Source organism: Roseateles sp., assembly GCF_965262435.1.
GTDB lineage: Bacteria > Pseudomonadota > Gammaproteobacteria > Burkholderiales > Burkholderiaceae_C > Paucibacter_A.
Genome location: NZ_OZ253537.1, coordinates 1,203,137 through 1,223,486 on the forward strand (window position 1 = coordinate 1,203,137; position 20,350 = coordinate 1,223,486).

Below are 20,350 nucleotides of genomic sequence, written 5' to 3' on the forward strand. Positions count from 1 at the left end.
ACATAGGTCTTGTCTCCGAATCTTTTTTGGTTATGCACTCGTCGGTGCAGGCGGAGTGTTCGCCGCCCGGCCGCCGGCCGTCCAATTGATTCGGGGAATGGGGCGATCAGTTTGGAAAATCAGGGTTTGCCCGGGCAAGGCCCTGGCTTGCCGCGACTTGCCAGACCATTTGAAGATCATCAGCCTGTTCCTCCTTGCGTTGCCGCTGTTCAGAACACAGGTCTAGAAATGAGAAAAGACCCAGACGAGCCGGTACTCCAGTAGAAGATCGGTCATTCCTGTGGCGAATGAGCGGCCCCAAGGGCTGCAGCTACCGTGAGCCCAGGGCGCATGGGCGTTCGCGGACCTGAAACCCGTCGACGGCGCCGAACTATGGCCTCTCGGTGCTCACTCTCTGAGTGGCGCCAACCTGGCGCTAACCTGGCACCTACTGGCCGCCGTCTTCAAAGACGTCGTCCATGGATGCCATCGCCGTGTTCATGCTCGGTCGGGCAGCATGATCGGCTGACCGTATCGGTGCCATCTGCGACGCAGGGAAATGGTCTGCCGGCTCCGGAATCAAGTCGACCAGCGCATCAGCGCCACGAGCACCACCAGGACACCCAGGCCGAGGTTGACCGACACCCAGGTGCGAATCTGCGCCAGGGCCGCGCCAGCCGCGGCCCACTCAGACACGGCTACAGCCCGGCTGAACCTCTTGTAAAGCGCGAAGCGGATGTGCATGAAGATCGCCACCATGACGACGCCCAGCACCGCCATGACGGTCCAGGCCAGCGGCATCTCGAAGTTGCCCCCCGACTGCACTACTTGCTTGGCCACACGACCCAGCATCCACACGCCGCTGGCCAGAGTCAGCAGCGAGGCCACCAGCACCGCTTGGAAGAAGCGCCCGAGCACATCGTGCATCAGCCGCAGCCGCAGCGGTGCTTCCAGTTGAGCGACCGCCGGTCGGAGGAAGAAGTGTGCAAACACCATGCCACCGATCCAAACGACGATGGACAGCAGGTGCAAAGTCTTGAGAGTCGCGTAAATCATCGATCAGTCCCATTCAAGTTCAAAACCAGTCCAGAAGCCAAGCTGCCCCATACCCGCAGGGCCCAGTGGCGCAGCAAGTCGAGCCCGGCCGCCCCTTGTGGCAGGCAGGGGCACGGCCAGCAGCTGCAAGGTCGTGCGCCTCAGTGCCGTGGGTTTGCGCCATCGCGTCGCGAGGCTGCTGCACGTTCGGCAGCGTCATGTGGACTCGGCGACCGCGGGCTGCCCGCGCGTCTTCCACAGCGACACCAGGACACCACCGGCGATCAGGCCGAAGGTCACGCTGAGCGAGATCACCGCCGGGATCTTGCCGATGACGCCGACCAGGAAGATCTTGCTGCCGATGAACACCAGCACCAGGGCCAGCGCGTACTTCAGGTACTTGAAGCGGTGGATCATCGCTGCAAGTGCGAAGTAGAGCGCGCGCAGGCCCAGGATCGCGAAGATATTGCTGGTGTAGACGATGAAGGGGTCGGTGGTGATCGCGAAGATGGCCGGCACCGAATCAACCGCGAAGATCAGATCGACGAACTCCACCAGCACAAGCGCCAGGAACAGCGGTGTCGCGAAGCGTTCCAGCTTGCCTGTCTTGGTGTCGGTCTCGCGCACCCAGAAGGCATTGCCGCGCAAGCCCTCAGTCACGCGTACATGGCGCTTGAGGAATTTCAGCAGCGGGTTCTTGGCGATGTCGGGCATGTGGTCGGCAATGATCCACATCTTGATGCCGGTGAAGATCAGGAAGGCACCGAACAGGTAGAGCACCCAGCTGAACTGGCTCACCAGCGTTGCCCCCAGGCCGATCATGAGTGCGCGCAGCAAGATCACGCCCAGGATGCCCCAGAACAGCACCCGGTGTTGGTACTGCCGCGGGATGGCGAAGAAGCTGAAGATCAGGGCGATGACGAAGACGTTGTCCATCGACAGCGACTTCTCGATCATGAAGCCGGTGTAGTAGTCCATGCCGCTCTGTGCGCCCAGATACCACCAGACCCAGGCACCGAACAGCAGCGCCACGCTGATGTAGCCGGCCGACAGCAGCAGACTCTCGCGAACGCCGATCTCCTTGTCGTCCTTGTGCAGGACGCCCAGATCAAAGGCCAGCAACGCGATGACGATGCCGACGAAGGTAAGCCAGACCCAGGTGGGCGTGCCCATGAAGTCGGCTGTGAGCAAGGGAGGCAGGAAGTCCATGATTCACCTCAAGGGATTGCAGCAACGGTGGCAAGCGACAGGCCGCTGAGGGCGTGGAACATGATCGGGCTCGCCGCGGCGTTCGGGTGAGTCGGAGTGTGGGGATCTATACGATTCGAATAAACCACGCTGATGCGCAATTCAACTTCGTTTTTTCAGAATCGGAGTGCAGATGCTGAGCGGCCGTCTTCGCAGTGACTTCTGTGTCGTCACCCAGGACGCCTTCGCGCGCGCCGAGGAGTTCTTTCAGCTGGACCAGGGCATCCCGGATGAGGTGCGCGAAGCGGCCAGCGGCAAGGCGGCTCGCCCTTGAACGCGTACAGCTCGCCCCCCATCAGCGAGCCTTGCCACGGGCCGCCTTCTTGGAGAGTGGCTCCTCTCCATCGATCAGCTTCCAATGGTGCCGCGCGGCCTCCACGACCTTGGCTTCGCCATCGGCCAGGTGGCCATCGGCTCGGGCCGCGGCCAGGGATAGACGCAACACTGTCCTTTGCAGCGCCGGATCGGAGATCTCGGCCATCAATGACGTCATCTCGCTGCTATCGACCTGACCGATGAGCGAGTCGGTCTCGTAGCCACCCGCCCGCAGCTCTTCACACAAGGTGTAAACGATGTGAGGCAGCAGCTGCGGATCCAGCCCGAGTTCGCGCTCCGCGCCCAACTTCTTGAGGATCTCGAACTCGGAGCTGCACACCTGACCGTCGGAGATGAGCACCAACGCGACGATGCGCGCTGCAGCTTCCGGGCTGTTACGGGGGTAGCTGCGCACGATGGCTCTCCCTTGAAGAACCCAAGCTTGGGCTGACAAGCTGTGGTCTGTGTTTTGTGTTCTGGGCTCAGTCGCCTCGGGCGGGATGCCGCCGGTCAAACTGGCGTGTACGACGCGCGGCCTGGATCGGGATGGGCACGAGCACCGGCGCCGGCTGAGGCACCCACTGTCTGAGTTCCTCCTTCAGCAAGTGAAGGCTCTGCCTGATCCGGCCAAGCATGAGGGAGGAAAACCGCTGAGAAGGTTTCATGGTGATGAGCTCGGAGGTGATGAAAGACTGGAATATGCATCCAATCCAAGTTCGGAAGAACCACCATTTCCGAGACTCCAATTCAGGAAAATGCGAACTCGCCGAAGCATGATGCGACGGGCGCAAGGCCGTACTCATGACCGGTCTGGCCGCACCTCGCTGATCTTGGCGAGCCGGAAGGCCTGGTCGTCGGCCTCGTAGTCCCACTGCTCGATCCGGCAGCACCCCGGCGCCGCATCCACGCCCCAGCGCAGAAGGTTCACCGAGTTGGGTGAGCCATCGCGCACTCTGGACGACACGGCGGTGCCCGCCTGCACAACCCATAGCGGACGCAGCAGGCCTTGCAGTGGCATGACGTAGGGGAGGTGGATGTGACCGCCCATGACGAGGTCGGCGCCGGCTTCAGCCCAATGCTGCAGAGCGGCGGCATGCCCGCGCAGTCTGTTGAGCTCATCCTCGGCGCGTGTGACGGCGATAGGTTGGTGCACCACGACCACGCGCAGCTGCCCAGGGTCGGCCAGTTTCAGAAGTCGGGCCACACGGTCGATCTGCAGCGCAGACAGCTCACCGTCTTTGTGTCGCCATGGTCGCGTGGTGTTGACGCCCACGATCAGGAGTTCCGCAGAGCGATGCACCGGCTCGAGATCGGTGCCGAACGCGGCGCTGTACCGTCCATAGGGTTTGCGCAGCCGCGCCCACAGATCGAAGAGCGGGATGTCGTGGTTGCCTGGTACGGCCAGCACCGGCGCCCCCAGGCGGTCCACGAACGCGCGTGCCGCGCGGAACTGGGCCGGACGAGCGCGCTGCGTGATGTCGCCCGACAGCACAAGAACATCAGGACGCTGCCGCTGGGCCAGCGTGCCCAGGGCATCTACGACCGCGCCCTGCTCGGTGCCAAAGTGCGTGTCGGAAATCTGCAGCAGAACACTCAAGGCGCAGTCCCTTCGGCACAGGCCCGTGCGTCGATGATGAGGGCGGCGTCGCGCGCTGGCTTCAGCAGATAGAGGGGCTTGGTGAGCACCCTGATGTCGAGCGGCGCGCGCATCATGGTCACCTCGCCATCGAAGGCCACCTTCACCCCGCGGCGGCCTTGCGGCAGCGTCGGCCGCACCACCAAGTGCTCGAACTCGAAGCGCTCCACGCCTGCGGCTTCACCCAGCCTGCCCATGGCGCCATGCAACATCAGGCCGAGCATCGACAGTGTTCCGATAGGCCGCAGCACGAGCGCGGCCATGCTGCCGTCGCCTGGTGTGCCCGCCAGGGTGTCATCGGGCTCCGCGCCGAACTGCTGCAGCTGCAGGCGGTTGTTGCCCACGAAGAGCGTCAGGGTTTGCACCTCGCGCGCCTGGCCCCCCATCTCGATGTGCAGTCGCAAACGGCGCTGCGCACGCAGCAAAGTCGCACAGGCTGCCAAGAAAGCGACCCAGCGGCTGCGACCGAAGCGGGCCTTGAAGGCTTCCCGGTCTTGCAGAAGGTCGGGATAGAGCCCGAGGCTGGTGTTGACAAGAAACACCCGTTCGTTGATGCCGGCCACTTGAACCGGCGTTGGCACCGAACACAGCAGCTGGCGGACGGCATCGGCCGGGTTCTCAGGTATGCCGTGCGTGCGGGCAAAGTAGTTGAACGTGCCCTGTGGCACCACGCCCATGGCGCAGCCCGCGGCGTGTGCAGCCTGCGCCACGGTGTTGAGTGTGCCGTCGCCACCGATGGCGACCACGGCTGTGCGGGTGGCGATCGCCCTCGCCGCCGCCTGGTGCGACACGCAGCTCAACTCGGCAGGGCTGCAGAACAGCAAGTCACCTCGCCGTCCGCCTGCCTGCAGCGCGGCCTCGACGACCTCGCGCTTCGCCCGCGCATCGCTGCTGCCCGCTGCCGCATTGATGACGAACTGCAGCGGTGACGCGAGGTCGATTTCGGGGAGCGCGGCCATGGCTTTTGATGCGTTCAGGTCTTCTCCCGCGTCAAACGTTCTGCAAAGGAAATGCCGATGGCAGAGAGCACGAAGGTGAAGTGGATGACGGCCACCATCGTGATGACCTGGACATTCTCCAAGCTCAAGTCGCCACTCAGATAGGTCTTCAAGGCATGCACGCCTGAGATCGAGATGATGGCGAAGGCCAGCTTCAACTTGAGGTTGTAGGTGTTGACGTGGTCCAGCCAGTCGGGCTTCTTCATGTCCTTTTTGTCGAAGTGCCCCGTGGTCACGAACAGCGACACACCAGCAAGCGCCACCACCCAGACCAGCTGCGCCACCATCGTCATGTCCACCAGCTCAAGAACCTTGATGATCAGGTCGATCTTCTCAAGGTCGCCAAAGAGCAAGGTGCTCATCAGCTTGTAGGTCTCCAGCAGGAATTTGCCCAGGATGCCGAAGATGATCGCCACCAGACCCACATAGAAGAACAGCATGGTGAATCGCATGCCGTAGAGCATCGAACCAACCCCTGAGAGTAGTTTTTCCATTATTGCTAACGTTTAAATAGAGCTGATACTGAATTCAAGTAACGATCTGACCGCAGCTTCTGTGGCTGCTCGATCTAGATGGTCCGGGGGTGAGCTGAGTAAGACTGTGGCGGCAGATCTCAAACCTGGCGCAGCAGGTCACCGAAGACGGTGTGATCGCCTTCCTTGCGATCGGCGCCGGGTGCGTCGTACAGGACGAGCCAGCTTGCCTTGCTGCTGCCGGATAGTTCAGCCGGCAGTTGGCAGATGGCCTCGGCGCGGTTGGTTCCGCGTGCGTGTGGCAGCGGCACCGACTCGGTCAATGCCGACTCGAAGCGCACCGGCTCGCGGTTGGCAGCCAGCAAGGGCCGGGCGCCAGGCCACTTGAAGACGCGAATGTCGCCGTTCAGCACCATGGTCGGGCCGGCCAGGATGTAGAGGTCCTCGCCCGAGAAGTGCAGGTCCCGCACACCTAGGCCGTCGAGTTGCAGGAAGTGCTTGCGGATCAGGGTGCCGCTGTCGTCCAGGGGCGCCAGGCGCAGTTGCTCACCGCGGGCCTCGACCGCGATCTCCAGCAGCGCCGACCAGCCGCGCAGTACCGGGCCGCGCAGGCCGAGCAGCAGCCGGCGGCCGTCCACCGCCAGGCCTTCGATGTCGAAGCCGTTGTCCTTGCCCGGGATCGCCATATACGGGCCGAAGTGTGGGTCATCGGCGAGCGCTCGCGTGAGCAGGTTGGTTTGCGCATCGCCCTTCAGGCGCAGCGCCCGACGTCCGTCCTGGGCCTGCCGCACCAGGCAGGGCTCGCCCTTGGCGTCGAACTCGATAGGCAGGCAGGCCAGCAGGCGCCGGTTGCCGTCCAGCGCCAGCTTTGCCAGTCGCTTGGCGTTGTCGGCATGGTCCCGCTCCGGTTTGGCGTTCTTGCGCTTCAGGCCGTGCGAGCCGACCACCCAGAGGTAGCCGTCGGCCACGGCCATGCCTTCCAGGTCGGCCTCTTCCCCGGGCGCGCCGGGCAGGTCCAACAGTTCGGCGAGCGGGAAGTCGCGCACCTCGCCGAAGCGCAAGGCCTCGCGCCCCACGGGGTCGAGCCGGCGAAGGCGGTCCAGGCCGCAGGCTTCATCGCCCGCCACCCAGAGCCAGTCGCCGGTGAAGGCCGCGCCGGACAGATTGGATTGAACCAGGGATTCAGGAGCGAACTCCAGACGGACGGCATTGGCGGTTCGAGCGTTGGGCATCGGGTGCTTCTCAAAGGTTGACGGGTCAGAAGGCTCGCGTGCTGCAAAGCGCGCTGGCCGGATTCACCAAAACCCGAAGTGTGCGACCGAAGCGCCACGCTGTGTTCAGGTTTATCCGATGTTTGCGTCCTTGAAAGCCTGCTTTTTCAGAAGCTCCAGGGGCCCCACATTCACTCCGTCCTGCAACAGATGGAGATCCGAGATGCAAGTGCACTTCAAGTCCCGCCATCCGCAAGCCACTGACTTGCGCGACTTGACCGAACGCCGCGTGCGCTTCGTGCTGCGACGCCTGAGCTGGCTGGTGCCTAGTGCTGAGGTGCATATGTCGGACGTGAACGGGCCGCACGGCGGCGTCGACAAGCGCTGCCAGGTTGAACTGCGGACCGATGGTGCAGGGGCGGTGGTCGTTGCTTCCGTGGCTGGCGACTGGCGTACGGCGCTGGACAAAGCGCTGGCGCGCGCTGCGCGCTTCCTCATGCGCTTGTGGGGCCGAGGTGCTGATTCCCGCCACATGCGCCAACGCTTCATCAGTTACGAACGCTGAACCCGAACGAGCCCAGGAGTCGACACCATGAATTCCAAGTTCCCCATCCCCGTGACCGCTCGCCCGGATGCAATGCATTCGGCGCCGGTCGCCGCAGGCAGCGCGACACCCACGGATGTCGCCGCTGCGGGCCGTGTGCTGCGCAACACCTATGCCTTGCTGTCGATGACGCTGCTGTTCAGCGCGGCCATCGCCGCTGCCAGCGTGGCGTTCCAGTTGCCGGCGCCGGGCCTTCTGCTCACCTTGGGCGGCTACTTCGGCTTGCTCTTTGCCGTCTACAAGTTCAAGAACAGCGGCTGGGCCCTGCCGGCGGTGTTTGCGCTGACGGGCTTCATGGGCTATTCGCTGGGGCCGGTGCTGACCCAATCGCTGGCGCTGCCCGGCGGAGCACAAGTCGTGACCCTGGCTCTGGCGGCCACGGGCGCCACCTTCCTGGCCTTGTCGGCCTGGGTCTTGTCGACCCGGCGCGACTTCAGCTTCATGGGCGGCTTCCTGTTCGCCGGCATGGTCATCGCGTTGATTGCCGGCTTGGCTGCGGTGTTCCTGCAGATTCCGGCGCTGGGCCTGGCCGTGGCCGCGATGGTGGCGCTGCTGTCGGCCGGCCTGATCTTGTTCGAGACCAGTCGCATCGTCACCGGCGGCGAAAGCAACTATGTGCTGGCCACCGTCGGGCTGTACGTCTCGATCTTCAACCTGTTCACGAGCCTGTTGAGCCTGTTCGGCTTCGGCGGCTCGGACGAATGAACCTGCACCAGGAGCACACCATGAAATGCCCCAGCTGTACCGACACCGCACTCGTGATGAGCGATCGCCAGGGCGTCGAGATCGACTACTGCCCGCAATGCCGCGGCGTCTGGCTGGACCGAGGCGAACTCGACAAGTTGATCGAGCGCTCGGCCACGGCAGCAGTGTCGACGCCGTCCGGCGACGGTGCGGCCCGATCACAGCCTCAGTTCCAGGATTCCGACTACGAGCATGGCCGAAGCCCGCAGGGCGGCCGGAAGAAATCCTGGCTGAGCAATATCTTCGACTGATCCGCGACCGACAGCACCCAAAGGAGACCCATCATGCGCATTTATCCCGCGAACAGCCCGCAAGCCGCCGCCCGAATCGTCGCCCTGACGGTGGTGGCCGACGGCGACATTGGCGCCGCCGAAATCGAGTGGCTCGACCGTCTGGCCGTGCATGAGCAGCTGGGCCTGGCGCGGCATGAGTTGCACGCACTGATGGACACCTTCTGCGAAGACTTGCTTTCAAGCGGCCAGCTGCAATGGGCCGGCGCCTGCCCGGTGGACGAACGCACACTGGCCGACCTGATGGGCGAGATCCAAGACCCCGCGCTGCGGCTGACCTTGTTGCGCGTTTGTGTTGCACTTGCAGAGGCCGACGCCCATGTCGACGAGGGCGAATCGACCGTGCTCGTCGCCGCAGTCGAACATTGGGGCTTGCACCGCGAGATGCTCCGACCGACCGTCCCAAACTGAAGGCTTCATCGCCCCTGCAACAAGCCGCTGTGCTGCGCCGCCTCCGCCAACCAGGCCGGGTCCTCGGCCAGCGCCAAGGCCGCTTCCAGCGTGCGTGAGGGGCGGCTGCCCTGGTGCAGCATCAGGGCGATGGGCACGGCCACCTGGGGCGCCACCAGGGGCCGCGCTTGCAGGCCGCAGCGGGCGGGGCCGTAGGCTTGGAGTTCGCCGAGCAGGGCGCCGGGCAGCACGCTGCTGACCTGGCCGGCGACCACGCAAGCAACCAAGGCGCCGGTGGAGTTGGATTCGATCGCCGCCTGCACCTTCGGCACTCCGGCCTCGGCAAAGGCGCGGTCGACGATGCGGCGGTTGTGCATCTCGGCGCTGAGCAGGCAAAGCGGCTGGGCGGCGGCATCCTGCCAGCGCATCTCGGCGCCGATCTGCAGGCCAGCAGTGCTCGGCTCTGCCGGGGCCTGTTGCAGCAGAAAGTAGTGCTCGGTGTACTGGGGCAGCACGCGCAGCTGGGCGCGGCTTTGTTCCATGCGCTCGGTGTAGCCCAGGGCCAAGTCGAGCGCCAGGTTTTCCAGGCCAGCCTCCAGCTCGACCGAGCTCATCGAACGCAGCGTCGGCCGAATCCCCGGGTGGCGCGCCTGCAGCCGCGCGACGAAGCGGGCAGCGATGGGCATGGCTGTGGGCACGGAGCCGATCAACAGATGGCCGCAGGGCGAGCCGCTGCGGCTGTCCAGCTCCTGCTGCAGCAGCTCTTGCTCGCGCAAGGTGCGGCGCGCGCTGGCCAGCACACGCTCGCCTTCTTCGGTGAAGCCGGCGAAGCTGCGGCCGCGCTTGACGATGGCCGTGCCATAGCTTTCCTCCAGCGCCCGCAAGGCATTGGAGAGCGCCGGTTGGGTGACGTGGCAGGCCAGGGCGGCGCGGCCGAAATGCTTGTGGTCGTCCAGCGCGACCAGGTACTTCAGCGAGACGAACAGGTTCATGGCTGCGCCTCGCTGCCGACCAGGCTTCCGGCGTGCAGCTGCAGCGCCAGGCCACCGAAGAAGGCCAGGTCTTCGGGGTCGTGGGTGATCATCAGCATGGGGATCTGCAGGCGCTGCAGCAGCGCATCCAGCTCTTCGCGCAGGCGGCCGCGCAGGGCCGGGTCCAGCGCCGAAAACGGCTCGTCCAGCAGCAGGGCCTGCGGCTCGCCGACCAGGGCGCGCGCCAGGGCCGTGCGTTGGCGCTGGCCGCCCGAAAGCTGCTCGGGTCGCTGGCCGGCCACGCGGTCCAGCTCGAACAGCTGCAGCCAGTGTTCGACGCGCGGGTCGCGTGCGCGCCGCGAGGGGTTGAGCCAGCCCTTGCTCAGGCCGAAGGCGATGTTCTGCCGCACATCGAGCTGGGGGAACAGGGCGTAGTCCTGGAACAGATAGCCGAAACCGCGCTGCGCTGCGGGCAGGTCGATGCCGCGCACGCTGTCGAACAAGACCTGACCCCGGCAGCGGATGCGGCCCCGGTCGGGCCGGTTCAGCCCGGCAATCGCCTGCAGGGTCAGGCTCTTGCCGGCGCCCGAGGGGCCGCAGAGCACGGTGCGCGCCTGCTGGCTCTCGAAAGCCAGCTCCAGCCGGAAGGCAGTGCCGCCGCGGCGGCTGTGCAGCTGTTGCTCGATCTGCACGTCGAAAAAGGGCGGCTGCGTCATGGCGTGTTCCGCGCCGGCATCAGGCGGCCGGCCGCCAGCAGCACCGCCACGCAAACGATGGAGCTCAGGGCCACCAGGAAGTTGGCGCTCTCGTCCTGGCCGGCTTGCACCGCCTCGTAGATGGCGATCGACAAGGTCTGCGTCTGGCCGGGAATGCTGCCGGCCAACATCAGCGTGGCGCCAAACTCGCCCAGGGCCCGCGCAAACGCCAGCAGCAGGCCAGCCATCAGGCTGCGTCGGGCCAGCGGTAGGCTGACGCGAAAGAACAGGGCCCAGGGCCCCAGGCCCAGCACCCGGCCGGCTTGCTCCAGCTGCGCGTCCACGCCTTCGAAGCCGGCCCGCGCCGACTTCATCACCAGCGGGAAGGACACCAGGGCCGCAGCGATCACCGCGCCCTGCCAGGTGAAGACCAGCTGGATACCCAGATTCGTGTCCAGCCAATGGCCGATGGGCCCGCGCCGGCCCAGCAGCACCAGCAGGTAGTAGCCCAGCACGGTGGGCGGCAGCACCATGGGCAGGGTCAGCAGCGCATCGAGCAGCTCGCGCCCCGGAAAGCGCCGCCAGCGCGCCAGGCCGTAGCCGGCCGCCGTGCCCAGGACCAAGTTCACGGCCGTGGCCCAGCCCGCTACTTTGAGCGACAGGGCCAGGGCGATCCAGGCGGCATCCATGGGCAGGGGCGGGGAGGGCGAATCCGAGAGAAAGTGGCGGCGGGGTGCGGCGCAATATAGCGCAGGCCTGCATGCCCGCTTGGAGTCCACCAGCGGGCGGCCTTGCACGGCGTGGCACGCGGCGGCGCAGGGGCGCAGGCCCCGTCAGGGCTAACCGTGATTTCCCTCAGTGAGTTCTTGGGGGCTGCTGTGCCTGGCTGCAGGCCTTACAGTCGCGGCCCGAGGAGTTGATGCATGAGCGCCATCCATCCATCCATCCATCCAGCCAGCCATGAGTGATTTGACTTCGCACCGCCCACCGCGCCACAAACTCGGCCTGGCCCTGGCCGGCGGAGGCTTTCGTGCCTCGCTGTTCCATGTCGGCGTGCTGCGCCGCTTGGCAGAGCTGGACCTGCTACGTTATGTCGAGGTGCTGTCCACGGTGTCCGGGGGCTCGGTGGTGGGCGCGCTGTACCTGATGCATCTGAAGGCGGAGCTGGAGCAGCCGGATCTGGCGCACCTGCCGCCGCGCGAGGCAGGGCTGAGCCGCGACCAGTATCTGCAGCTGGTGCTGCGCGTGGAGCATGACATGTGCCGCGCGGCGCAGCGCAATCTGCGCACACGCTTGCTGATGAACCCGTTCAAGCTCGTCTGGGTTCTGCTCGGGCCTTCTTCCCTGGCGACGGCCATGGCCAAAATCTATGAGCGCGAACTCTTGGCCGACGCGGTGCAACGGGTCCGCGCTACGGGCTACCAGGATCCAGCGCCACCGCCCGTGATCCGCGCATGGCAGCGCCCCTGGAAACAGGCGCGCTCGGCCTGTCGGGTCTTTTGGCATCAGCTGCACGCTGTCGCCGTGCGCGCGGCCGGCCAGGTGCCCAGGTCGTGGGACGGGGGCATTTCCATTCGTGCCTTGCGTCTGCGTGCACCAGCTTCGACTCTGGCGGGTGGGTCGGAGAACTACAACCATCAGGCCTTGTGGGAGTCCGCCCATGGTGCTCTGCCGGGATCGGCTCTGACCCGTTTGATCATCAACGCCACCTCGCTCAACTCGGGTGCACGATTCTGGTTCTCGCATGCGGAGCTGGGGGAGTGGTACTTTGGCCATCTACGTTATGAGGAGATTGGCGACCAGCTGCTGACACGCAAGCGCTTGCTCTATCCCGATGATCCAGACTTGCCGCAGCCAAGGCTGCTGCCTGGCGATCGAGCCTGGGCCGATGCCGTGCTCGCCTGCTGGGGCCAGGGGGATGTCGCGCCGCTGAGTGGTCTGGTCCCGGCTTTGAGCTGGTGCTTGCAAGGGCGAGGGTACGATGCACCTGCCCAGACCTTGGCGCTGGTGCAGGCCTTCAGCGATGCCGAGGCTGGGCGTTTGCGGCTGCTCAAGACGGCCGCTTGGTTCTTGACCGTGGGCGCGAAGCGCGACCCCCGGGTCGACGACGGCTTGTCTCCCGAGCAGCATCGGGAGCGTTTTTGGGAGGCGCTCGCAGGGCTTGACCAGGAATTGGGCGCGCGCGTCCGGGTGGCCCTGGTGGGGCGCGGCAAGGAGTTCAGCCAGCGCCCCCTGCAAACGATGGCGCTGGCGGAGTTGTGTCGCCTCGTTCTGGAGGTCTACAAGCTCCGTGGCGCCTGGATGGTCTCGCCGCGAGCCGAGTCCGAGTGGGATGCCCTGCCCCTGGCCCAGGCAGTGACAGCCTCGGCGGCGTTTCCGCCGGTGTTCCCACCCTATCTTTTGTCCGATTTCTACGATGACCGCCGCGTGCGCACCCCGGGCCTGACCGACGGCGGCGTTTTCGACAATATGGGCACGATGGCGCTGCTGGATGAGCAGTGCAACCTCATCATCGCCAGCGACCCCGGCGGCATTTTCGAGACCGAGCAGCTAGAGGCCTCGGTCGGCCGACTGGGCCTGAGCACGCGGCTGACGGCCATCCTGTCCGAGCTGCCACTCAATCTCTTCCGCCATGAGCTGCGCGAGCGCCAGCGCCTGAGCGAGCGGCTGGCGCTGGAGTGGCTGAGTCCGCAGGCGCAAGAGTTCCTGAACATGCGCGCGCTCAAGGCCGTGATCAACTTCCGCATCGAATCCGGCGTGCCCGGGCAACGGGGGCGGCAGATGATGGAAGAGACCGCGCACGCCGGGCGCTCGCCCGAGGCTGAGCAGACCTTGCCACCAGCCACGCGCCTGCGCCTTGCCGACGAACGCGAGCGCCGCCTGCTGGCCCGGCTGCGCACCGACCTCGATGCCTTCAGCGATCTGGAGGCCGAGGCCTTGATCCGTCAGGGCTATCTGCAGGCCGAGGGGAACCTGGGGCTCTTGCGGCAAATCGGATCACCATTGGCCCATCACCCCGGCTGGGTGCATGGACCGTCAGCGCCCTACGAACCGCCTTTTGCCGATGCTGCCGCCATGCGCCGCCGGGAGCGCCTGTTGCGCGCCGGACACCATCGCTTTCTGCGTCTGCTGGCGGCCGCGGGGCCGGTTTGGCAGGCCGTGCTCCTGCTACTGCCGCTCGCGGCCCTGCTGCTGCTCGGGCCGGCCGAGCTGCTCGCGGCCGCGCTGCCCCAGACCCTGCTGCCGGCTTTGCAGCAAACACTGAGCGAGGCGCAGCCGGGCTGGTGGCGCTACCTGGTGCCCGAGGGCTGGGCCTTCGTGCCTGTGGGCTTGGGCTTGCTGCTGTACCTGGTGGTGCGGGGGCGCAGCGCGGTGCGCGCGCGGGCTCGCGAGTTCGGCCTGCCGCCGCCACAGCCCTGGCTTTTGCAGGACTGGTGGCGCCGCAGCATACCGACGCGCCTGCGCGAGTTGCGCTATTACCGCGGCTGGCTGGTTTATGCGGGCGGGTTCTTGTTCATGCCCAGCAACTGGCTGTTGGCCTGGCTGGCCGCGCCGTTCTTGCTGGTATTCATGGTCTCCACCCTGGCCTGGCTGGGCCACAGCCTGCTGACGCGACCCCTGCTGTGGCTGGCGCGGCGCGGCACCGGGGTGAACGCTCGAGCCGAGACCGACTGAACCTGAAAGTGCACCTGCCCATGAACGCATCCCTCGTCAGCCTGCTCCCCGTCACCCGCGACAACTACGAGGCCATCTGCGACCTGCCCCTGAGCGAGGCGCAAAAGCCCATGTTGGCCAGCAACACCTGGTCGCTGCTGGAGGCGGCCTACAACCCCGGCTATCAGGTGCGTGCCATCCAGGCTGGGACGGATCTGGTGGGCTTCATGATGTGGGTGCCGCAGTCGGCGCAGCGCGTGTCCATCTGGCGTTTCATGATTGCACTGCCGCATCAGGGCCGAGGCCTGGGCAGCCTGGCATTGCAGGCGGCCATTCGTGAGATCGCGGCCGACCCGGCGGTGCGCGAGCTCGAGATTTGCTACCACCCGGACAACGAAGGCTCGCGTCGGCTCTATGCCCGCCATGGCTTTGTCGAGCAGGGGCTCGATGAGGAAGGCGAGGACATGTTGGCGCTCTTGCAACTGGTGCGCTGAGCGCCCGGTTCGCGTCTGCCTTTCACGCCGCCGTCACAGGCGCGGCTGAGACTGGCGACCCCGTGCTGCTGGGCACGTTTGGTGGCTGGTTCATGAAACACAGCTGCCGCATTGAGCGCCTCCGCCATGAAGTTCCCCCGCAAGACCGAGTCCGGGCGCGAGGCCCTGCGCCTGCGCGACCCCGCGCTGAACGCCCGCGACCGCCAGATCCTGGTGCTGGCCAATGGCGAGCGCGCGTTCCAGGAACTGGCCGGCATGGTGGGCGTGGGTGGCGCGGCGGCCATGGAGCGTCTCGCCGGCCTGGGCTTCCTGAACCTCGCCCAGCCCGCTGCTGCCGCTGCTGCCCGGGCCACAGCCCCGGCCGAGCGGCGCTCTTCGGCCGCCGCCAAGATGTACATCGTCGATGTGCTGCAGATGATCCGCGGCCCCGAGGCCCAGACTCTGGCTGCCCTGGTGCACACCAGCGGCAATGAAGAGGAATTGATGGCGGCCCTGCACCTGGTGCTGGAGCGCCTGGCCGCGTTGACCCGGCCCCGCTATGCCCTGCGGGTCTGCCAGCATTTGCAGACCGTGCTGCCGCATTCGGCCTTGCCGCGCCTGGTGGCTTGCGCGCACAGCCTGGCCGAGCAGGTGAACGCGGAAGAACAACGAGCCGAAGTGTCGGCCACTACTTGATGGCCGTGGCCTGCGACCAGACGGCCAGCCATTGGCCGTCGCGCAGTTCGTAGGTATCGGTGTGCCAGCAGCGCACCGTGCCGCTGGCAAATTCCAGGGCCGCGCGGTAGCGGATCAAGGCCATGGTGGGCGCCAGCCGCAGCTGCGGCGACTCGATCTGCCAGCCCAGGTAGTTGAGATCGCCGCTGGCCACGGCTTGCAAATAGCCGGCCTTGTCGTAGCTGCTGCCGCCGGGCGTGATGAGCTGGTAGTCGGGCGCATGCAGGCGCTCGGCTGTGGCCAGGTCCTTGGCGACCAGGGCCTGGGTGCGCTGGGTCTCCAATTGCTCGATGAGGGCGGCAAGATTGTTCGTCATGGCAGCAGCAGGGTGTCTGGCCGAAGGCGGCCCCGAATTCTCCATCTCGGGTCGAACTGCACGAGTTTGGCGGGCGGCTTCCGCACAGCGGGGTGTTTGCGGCGAAGATGGCAGCACAGCTGTTTGTCTTCTTTTGCCTGCATCGACCATGGACGCCGACCCTCTCAATCAGGCCTCGCCCGATCCGGCCCCGTTCACCCATCACCTGCTGGCGCTGCATGAAGCCAGCCCCCAGTTGCTGGCCGTGTTTGACGAGCACGACGTGCTGCGCTTCGCCAACCCGGCTTTTTGCCAGGCCTTTGATGTGCGCCCCGACGGCCAGACCCGCTGGCTGGACATGATGAAGCGCAACCTGGCCAGCGGCCGTGGCAGCAAGGTCAACGCGACCGACCCCGAGGCCTGGCTGGCCGGCGCCGCCTCGCGCCGCGGCAAGCAACCCTTCCGCGCCTTCGAGGCCGACTTGACCGACGGACGCTGGATCTGGATGACCGAGACCATGGACGCGCAAGGCTGGATGCTCTGCAGCGCCAGTGACATCACCGCGCTCAAGATCGAGGGCCGCACCCTGCGCCAGGAGCGCGACCGCGCCCTGCGCGCCGCCCAGACCGACGCCATGACCGGCATCAGCAACCGCGCCCATGTGTTGCAACAGATGCAGGAGCAGCTCAGCCGCGTGCAGATCGGCGCCGGCCAGATGGCCGTGGTGCTGCTGGACCTGGACCATTTCAAGCGCATCAATGACAGCCTCGGCCATGCCGCCGGTGACGCCGTCATCTGCGACTTCGCTCGCCAGCTGCAGGCCTGCAGCCGCCGTGTTGACGCCTGCGGCCGCATGGGCGGCGAGGAGTTCGCGCTGCTGCTGGTCGACGTCAGCGCCGAGCAGGCCCAGGCCGTGGTCGAGCGCCTGCTCGAACGCACGCGCCAGGCCGCGCCCCTGGAGCCCGATCAAGCGGATATGCGCTACACCGCTTCGGCCGGCCTGACCCTGGCCCGCCCCGGCGACTGCATCGCCGAGCTCTGCCGCCGCGCCGATGTGGCGCTCTATGAGGCCAAGGCGGCGGGGCGGGACCGGTGGCAGTGGGCGGGGTGAGCTGCTGCCGCAGTGCGGCGCCCGTTGCCTTCAGCCGTGCAGAGCCCTATTCGGTCTCATGGCAAGCCACACACAGCTTGTTCCCATCCGGGTCGCGGAAGTAGGCGCCGTAGTAATCGGGGTGGTAGTCCGGGCGCAGGCCGGGTGCGCCCTCACATTGCCCGCCTTGGGCCAGGGCGATTGCGTAGGCGCGGCGTACCGTCGCCCGGTCTGCGGCCAGGAAGGCTGTCATGGCGCCGTTGCCGGGCAGGGCCGGCAGGCCGTTGAAGGGACGGGTGATCACGAAGAGGGGCCGCGGGCCGGGGCTGGATTGCCAGCCGGCCCAGGGGCGCGCGGGCTCGCAAAAGCGTTCGGTCTGGCCCAGGGCCGCCATCAGCGGGCGGTAGAAGGCCAGGGCGCGGTCGAAGTCGCTGACGCCGACGGTGATGTGGGAGAACACGGTCGCCTTTTCAGCGAGCGCCGATTCGATCCAGCTCGCGCTGCGCCATGCTGTATTCGTTGAACTCGACCACGCCGGTGGCCAGGCTCTTCTTCAGGTAGTTGCGGGCCTTGGGCAGGTCCTGGTCGAGCAGGGCTTTTTGCGCGGCGTAGAAGTACAGCTCGCAGTCGCGGCCGCGGTCGGCTTGCGCTTCGGGCTTGCCTTCGCGCGCCATGGCCAGGGCGCCGTCCAGGTCCAGGCTGCCCTGCAGCATCTGCAGCACAGGGTAGGGCCAGGCCGGCTTGTCGCCGCTGGGGCGCAGCTCGCGGATGGCGGCCAGGCCGTCCTGGCCCAGCTTGCGGCTGCTCAGATAGAGCCAGATGCTGCCGTAGCCGCGCTCGACCTCGCTGCCCGATTGCAGGATCTCCTGCAGCTCTTTCTGCGCCTCTTGCACTTGGCCGCCGAAGTAGCGGGCGTAGACCCGGGTGTAGCGCACACCGGTGTCGTTGGGCGCCAGGGCCAGGGCGCGCTCGGCGTGGCTGACGGCTTGCTCGTCCTTGCGCTGCATCAGGGCGTTGACGGCCAGGGCCGCGTGCACCTCGGGGGATTCGTCGTGCAGCTGCGCAGCGTCGTAGAGCGAGGTCTGAGCCCGGTCGGACTGGCCCAGGTGGTCGAGCTGGACGGCGCGTTCGACCAGGGCGGCCGCACGCAGCTTGGGTGGCAGGCGGTCAGCGGCCAGGACGCGGTCCATCATCAGCAGGCGTGCATGGGCGCTGCCTTGTGCTTCGGTCAGCACCTTGAGCGAACCCTTGCGCATGCGGTCGGTCAGGGCCGTCATGTCGCGGCGCAGGCCGGCCAGGTCGTCGGCGCCGAGCACCGGCACGGTGATGGTGTTGGCCAGGCGCGGCGCCACCTTGTTGAGTTGGTCGCGGTAGGCGCTCCATTTGCCGGCGGCCACCTGCTCGGCCTGCAGGCGCAGCTCGCCTTCGATCTGCTGCATCTTGGGCTCGCCGCGGTAGCGCAGGCGCAGCTCGAAATGCTCGTTACGTTCCTCGAAGCGGCTGTCGCTGGGCTGGCTGTAGAGCGGCTCGGAAAACTCGTAGCGCACGGTGTGCAGGTAGCGGCCGTTCATCGCCAGCCGCATGGGCTGGGTGCGCGGGGTCTGGTCGGGCAGGCGCAGCTGGGCGACCAGGCTGGGGAGGGCGATGGGGCCGGCCAGCCAGCGTTTTTCGGGGAAGGTCCAGAACTCGCCGCTGCGGTACTTGAGCTCCACGCGCAAGGCATTGCGGCCATCGAGTTCGCTGAGCTCGGGCTCTCCGTCCACCGTCAGGCCGGGGTAAAAGCGCAGGGTCTCGGCCGCCAGCAGATTGCGGAAGTCGGCCGCCGGCAGGGCGGCGCGTGCTTCGCGCATCCACTCGGCCATATCGCCGTGGTAGGTGCTGACGCTGCGCAGCGTGCCGGGCTGGTCCAGGCGCGGGAAGCTGAAGGTGTCCACGGTTTCCAGGCGCAGGGCCTCACGAGCGGCCGGCAGACGGCTCAACTCGCTGCTGCCGGCCTTGGCCAGCAGGCCCACACCCAGGCCCACCGATTGGCGCTCGGCCGGGGCGCCGCGCTGCTGGCCGCGGGTGGCGTCGAGCCAGAGCGTTTGCTCGCCCAGCTGCACGGCGGCGATGGCGTGGTCAAAAGCCAGGGGGCTGGGCAGGCGCTGGGCGGCATCACTGCGCAGGCTGGCGGCCACCAGGGCCGGCGTGGCCTCGATGCCCAGCTTCTTGAGCAGGGTCACCAGCAGGGCGGCCTTGTCCTTGCAGTCGCCGAAGCGTTGGCGCAGCACCTGTTCGGTGGGGGCGGGCTGGTGCGAGTTGGCGCCGATCTCGGTGCCGAAGTAGCGGATCTCTTTTTGCACAAAGTCCAGGGCCAGGCGCAGGCGCTCTTCGGGCGTTTGGGCCCGGGCTTCAATCTCGCGGGCCTGGGCGTCCAGCGCTTCGGCCGGCAGCATGGCCTTAGCAAACAGCTGCTCGGCCCAGCCGGCCACCTCGGCCCAGTTGGCGAACTCGCTGAGCTGTACCTGGTCCTTGACCATGACGCCGATCGGCAAAGTTTCCTCGTAATGGAACTGCGGCACCAGGCGGCGCTTGAACAGGGTCTCGCGCCAGGCGCCGTCGACGCGGCTGCTGACCTCGACGCTGGGCTCGGCCACGCGGTGCTGGATGTTGCGCTCGGCCGGGCTCAGCAGGCGCAGCTGCACCAGGCCCACCGGGCCGCCGCTGGAGCTGGTCCATTCCTGATCGACGAACTTGCCGCCGAACACCGGGTTGTCGCCCACCAGGGAGATGGCCCACTCGACCCGGTCACCGACGCGCAGATCTTCCAGCACGATGGAGGCGGTCATGCGGCCGTCGATGATCTGGCGCTCCAGCTGCGGCTCGCGGTGCAGCAGCTTGATGCGCTTGCGGTCCAGCCGGTCCAGGCGCTTGCCGTCGCGCCAGACCTCGAGGCGGTGGAACTGCAGCTTCTGGAAACTGGGGTCAAAGTCCAGCTCGATCTGCGCGCCTTTTTGCAGGCCCGAGGCTTCGTTGATCTGGCGCAGCACATGCTGGTAGCGCACGGTGCCGGTGGGCTCGATGCGGGTTTGCTTGTCAATCAGCAGCAATTGCAGCGGTGCGCTGGGCAGGCCGGTGCTGGCCTCGGGCTGCAGCGGCAGCACCCAGGCCGGGGCCGGCGAGATGCTGAAGCCCTCGCTCGCCTGGGCAGCCGGGGCCGCATTGGCTGTCTTGGGGGCCTTGGCCTTGCTGGCGCTGGTTGCGCTGACGGCCTTGGCCGCCGGAGGCTGGGTCTGGGCCCAGCTGCTGCTGCTGGTGGCGCTCAACAGAGCCAGGGCGCTCAGGCTCAGCTGGATGCTGCCGGAGCGCGCGAATGACATGAACCGGTGTGTGGTGCTGGTGTGCTGCATGAATGAACGAGCCTCTCCCTGGCCTGCGCACCTGGCCGGCCCGCTGCCGGCTTGCTGTGCTGGGTGGCGATTATGTCGGCCGGCTGTGTCGGCGTGCAGGCGGGTGCGGCCGGTGGGCTTAGGGG

The 20,350-nt window shown here is 66.8% G+C and carries 21 protein-coding genes and 1 pseudogene; 9 read left to right on the plus strand and 13 right to left on the minus strand.

What is annotated here, in order from left to right:
• Nucleotides 1-558: 558 nt before the first annotated feature.
• Nucleotides 559-1,035 (minus strand): CopD family protein, encoded by a 477-nt coding sequence (locus ACQY39_RS05225; protein WP_428504061.1) that lies wholly within the window; start codon nucleotides 1,033-1,035, stop codon nucleotides 559-561.
• Nucleotides 1,036-1,230: 195 nt separating this feature from the next.
• Nucleotides 1,231-2,223 (minus strand): TerC family protein, encoded by a 993-nt coding sequence (locus ACQY39_RS05230; protein ID WP_428504063.1) that lies wholly within the window; start codon nucleotides 2,221-2,223, stop codon nucleotides 1,231-1,233.
• Nucleotides 2,224-2,437: 214 nt separating this feature from the next.
• On the opposite strand from ACQY39_RS05230, the pseudogene ACQY39_RS05235 reads away from it, so the two are divergent.
• A pseudogene (locus ACQY39_RS05235) lies at nucleotides 2,438-2,530 on the plus strand (LysR family transcriptional regulator); the annotation flags it as partial.
• A 27-nt stretch (nucleotides 2,531-2,557) separates the two neighbouring features.
• Here the strand turns inward: ACQY39_RS05235 and ACQY39_RS05240 are convergent.
• From ACQY39_RS05240 to ACQY39_RS05260, 5 genes are all read right to left on the minus strand, one after another.
• Nucleotides 2,558-2,992, minus strand: coding sequence for a TerB family tellurite resistance protein (locus ACQY39_RS05240; RefSeq protein ID WP_428504065.1), 435 nt, complete (start codon nucleotides 2,990-2,992; stop codon nucleotides 2,558-2,560).
• 384 nt (nucleotides 2,993-3,376) lie between these two features.
• Nucleotides 3,377-4,174: a metallophosphoesterase family protein gene (locus ACQY39_RS05245; RefSeq protein WP_428504067.1), complete on the minus strand. Its 798-nt coding sequence runs from the start codon at nucleotides 4,172-4,174 to the stop codon at nucleotides 3,377-3,379.
• On the minus strand, nucleotides 4,171-5,172 hold the full coding sequence (locus tag ACQY39_RS05250; RefSeq protein WP_428504069.1) for a diacylglycerol/lipid kinase family protein: 1,002 nt from the start codon (nucleotides 5,170-5,172) through the stop codon (nucleotides 4,171-4,173). Before ACQY39_RS05250 ends, ACQY39_RS05245 begins: the two co-directional genes overlap by 4 nt.
• Nucleotides 5,173-5,186: 14 nt before the next feature.
• Complete coding sequence (locus ACQY39_RS05255) at nucleotides 5,187-5,663, minus strand: YqhA family protein (RefSeq protein WP_263516339.1); 477 nt, start codon at nucleotides 5,661-5,663, stop codon at nucleotides 5,187-5,189.
• Between the two features lie 161 nt (nucleotides 5,664-5,824).
• Nucleotides 5,825-6,916, minus strand: coding sequence for a DUF3616 domain-containing protein (locus tag ACQY39_RS05260; protein WP_428504071.1), 1,092 nt, complete (start codon nucleotides 6,914-6,916; stop codon nucleotides 5,825-5,827).
• Between the two features lie 202 nt (nucleotides 6,917-7,118).
• On the opposite strand from ACQY39_RS05260, the gene ACQY39_RS05265 reads away from it, so the two are divergent.
• The 4 genes from ACQY39_RS05265 to ACQY39_RS05280 are packed head-to-tail and all read left to right on the plus strand — an operon-like array spanning nucleotide 7,119 to nucleotide 8,944.
• The gene (locus tag ACQY39_RS05265) at nucleotides 7,119-7,460 is read left to right on the plus strand and encodes an HPF/RaiA family ribosome-associated protein (protein ID WP_428504073.1); all 342 of its coding nucleotides are present in this window, start codon (nucleotides 7,119-7,121) and stop codon (nucleotides 7,458-7,460) included.
• Nucleotides 7,461-7,487: 27 nt separating this feature from the next.
• Entirely contained in the window at nucleotides 7,488-8,204 is a 717-nt protein-coding gene (locus ACQY39_RS05270; RefSeq protein WP_428504075.1) for a Bax inhibitor-1/YccA family protein, read from the plus strand.
• 20 nt (nucleotides 8,205-8,224) lie between these two features.
• Nucleotides 8,225-8,494, plus strand: a complete 270-nt coding sequence (locus ACQY39_RS05275; RefSeq protein WP_428504077.1) for a zf-TFIIB domain-containing protein — start codon at nucleotides 8,225-8,227, stop codon at nucleotides 8,492-8,494.
• A 33-nt stretch (nucleotides 8,495-8,527) separates the two neighbouring features.
• The gene (locus ACQY39_RS05280; protein ID WP_428504079.1) at nucleotides 8,528-8,944 is read left to right on the plus strand and encodes a TerB family tellurite resistance protein; all 417 of its coding nucleotides are present in this window, start codon (nucleotides 8,528-8,530) and stop codon (nucleotides 8,942-8,944) included.
• A 5-nt stretch (nucleotides 8,945-8,949) separates the two neighbouring features.
• Here ACQY39_RS05280 and ACQY39_RS05285 read toward each other — a convergent pair whose 3' ends face one another.
• From ACQY39_RS05285 to modB, 3 genes are read right to left on the minus strand one after another with little or no spacing between them, the layout of a single operon-like run.
• Nucleotides 8,950-9,915 (minus strand): LysR substrate-binding domain-containing protein, encoded by a 966-nt coding sequence (locus ACQY39_RS05285; protein WP_428504081.1) that lies wholly within the window; start codon nucleotides 9,913-9,915, stop codon nucleotides 8,950-8,952.
• The gene (locus tag ACQY39_RS05290; protein WP_428504083.1) at nucleotides 9,912-10,610 is read right to left on the minus strand and encodes an ABC transporter ATP-binding protein; all 699 of its coding nucleotides are present in this window, start codon (nucleotides 10,608-10,610) and stop codon (nucleotides 9,912-9,914) included. The genes ACQY39_RS05285 and ACQY39_RS05290 overlap by 4 nt, the downstream gene beginning before the upstream one ends.
• Nucleotides 10,607-11,278 carry a molybdate ABC transporter permease subunit gene (modB, locus tag ACQY39_RS05295; protein ID WP_428504085.1) on the minus strand — a complete coding sequence of 224 codons (672 nt, stop codon included), beginning with the start codon at nucleotides 11,276-11,278 and terminating at the stop codon, nucleotides 10,607-10,609. The genes ACQY39_RS05290 and modB overlap by 4 nt, the downstream gene beginning before the upstream one ends.
• A gap of 271 nt (nucleotides 11,279-11,549) precedes the next feature.
• Here modB and ACQY39_RS05300 point away from each other — a divergent pair, with 271 nt between their 5' ends.
• The 3 genes from ACQY39_RS05300 to ACQY39_RS05310 all read left to right on the plus strand — a co-directional run bounded on the left by ACQY39_RS05300 (nucleotide 11,550) and on the right by ACQY39_RS05310 (nucleotide 15,412).
• Nucleotides 11,550-14,264, plus strand: coding sequence for a patatin-like phospholipase family protein (locus ACQY39_RS05300; protein WP_428504087.1), 2,715 nt, complete (start codon nucleotides 11,550-11,552; stop codon nucleotides 14,262-14,264).
• Between the two features lie 20 nt (nucleotides 14,265-14,284).
• The gene (locus ACQY39_RS05305) at nucleotides 14,285-14,737 is read left to right on the plus strand and encodes a GNAT family N-acetyltransferase (protein WP_428504089.1); all 453 of its coding nucleotides are present in this window, start codon (nucleotides 14,285-14,287) and stop codon (nucleotides 14,735-14,737) included.
• A gap of 126 nt (nucleotides 14,738-14,863) precedes the next feature.
• A complete protein-coding gene (locus ACQY39_RS05310; RefSeq protein ID WP_428504091.1) occupies nucleotides 14,864-15,412 on the plus strand; it encodes a hypothetical protein in 549 nt (182 codons plus the stop codon).
• Here ACQY39_RS05310 and ACQY39_RS05315 read toward each other — a convergent pair.
• Nucleotides 15,405-15,767 carry a nuclear transport factor 2 family protein gene (locus tag ACQY39_RS05315; protein ID WP_428504093.1) on the minus strand — a complete coding sequence of 121 codons (363 nt, stop codon included), beginning with the start codon at nucleotides 15,765-15,767 and terminating at the stop codon, nucleotides 15,405-15,407. The two genes, ACQY39_RS05310 and ACQY39_RS05315, sit on opposite strands and share 8 nt — an antisense overlap.
• A 148-nt stretch (nucleotides 15,768-15,915) precedes the next feature.
• On the opposite strand from ACQY39_RS05315, the gene ACQY39_RS05320 reads away from it, so the two are divergent.
• Complete coding sequence (locus ACQY39_RS05320; RefSeq protein ID WP_428504095.1) at nucleotides 15,916-16,857, plus strand: diguanylate cyclase domain-containing protein; 942 nt, start codon at nucleotides 15,916-15,918, stop codon at nucleotides 16,855-16,857.
• 46 nt (nucleotides 16,858-16,903) lie between these two features.
• Here the strand turns inward: ACQY39_RS05320 and ACQY39_RS05325 are convergent, their stop codons facing one another.
• Both ACQY39_RS05325 and ACQY39_RS05330 read right to left on the minus strand, forming a co-directional pair.
• Nucleotides 16,904-17,296: a VOC family protein gene (locus tag ACQY39_RS05325; RefSeq protein ID WP_428504097.1), complete on the minus strand. Its 393-nt coding sequence runs from the start codon at nucleotides 17,294-17,296 to the stop codon at nucleotides 16,904-16,906.
• A 10-nt stretch (nucleotides 17,297-17,306) separates the two neighbouring features.
• Nucleotides 17,307-20,195, minus strand: coding sequence for a DUF3857 domain-containing protein (locus tag ACQY39_RS05330; RefSeq protein ID WP_428504099.1), 2,889 nt, complete (start codon nucleotides 20,193-20,195; stop codon nucleotides 17,307-17,309).
• Between the last annotated feature and the right edge of the window lie 155 nt (nucleotides 20,196-20,350).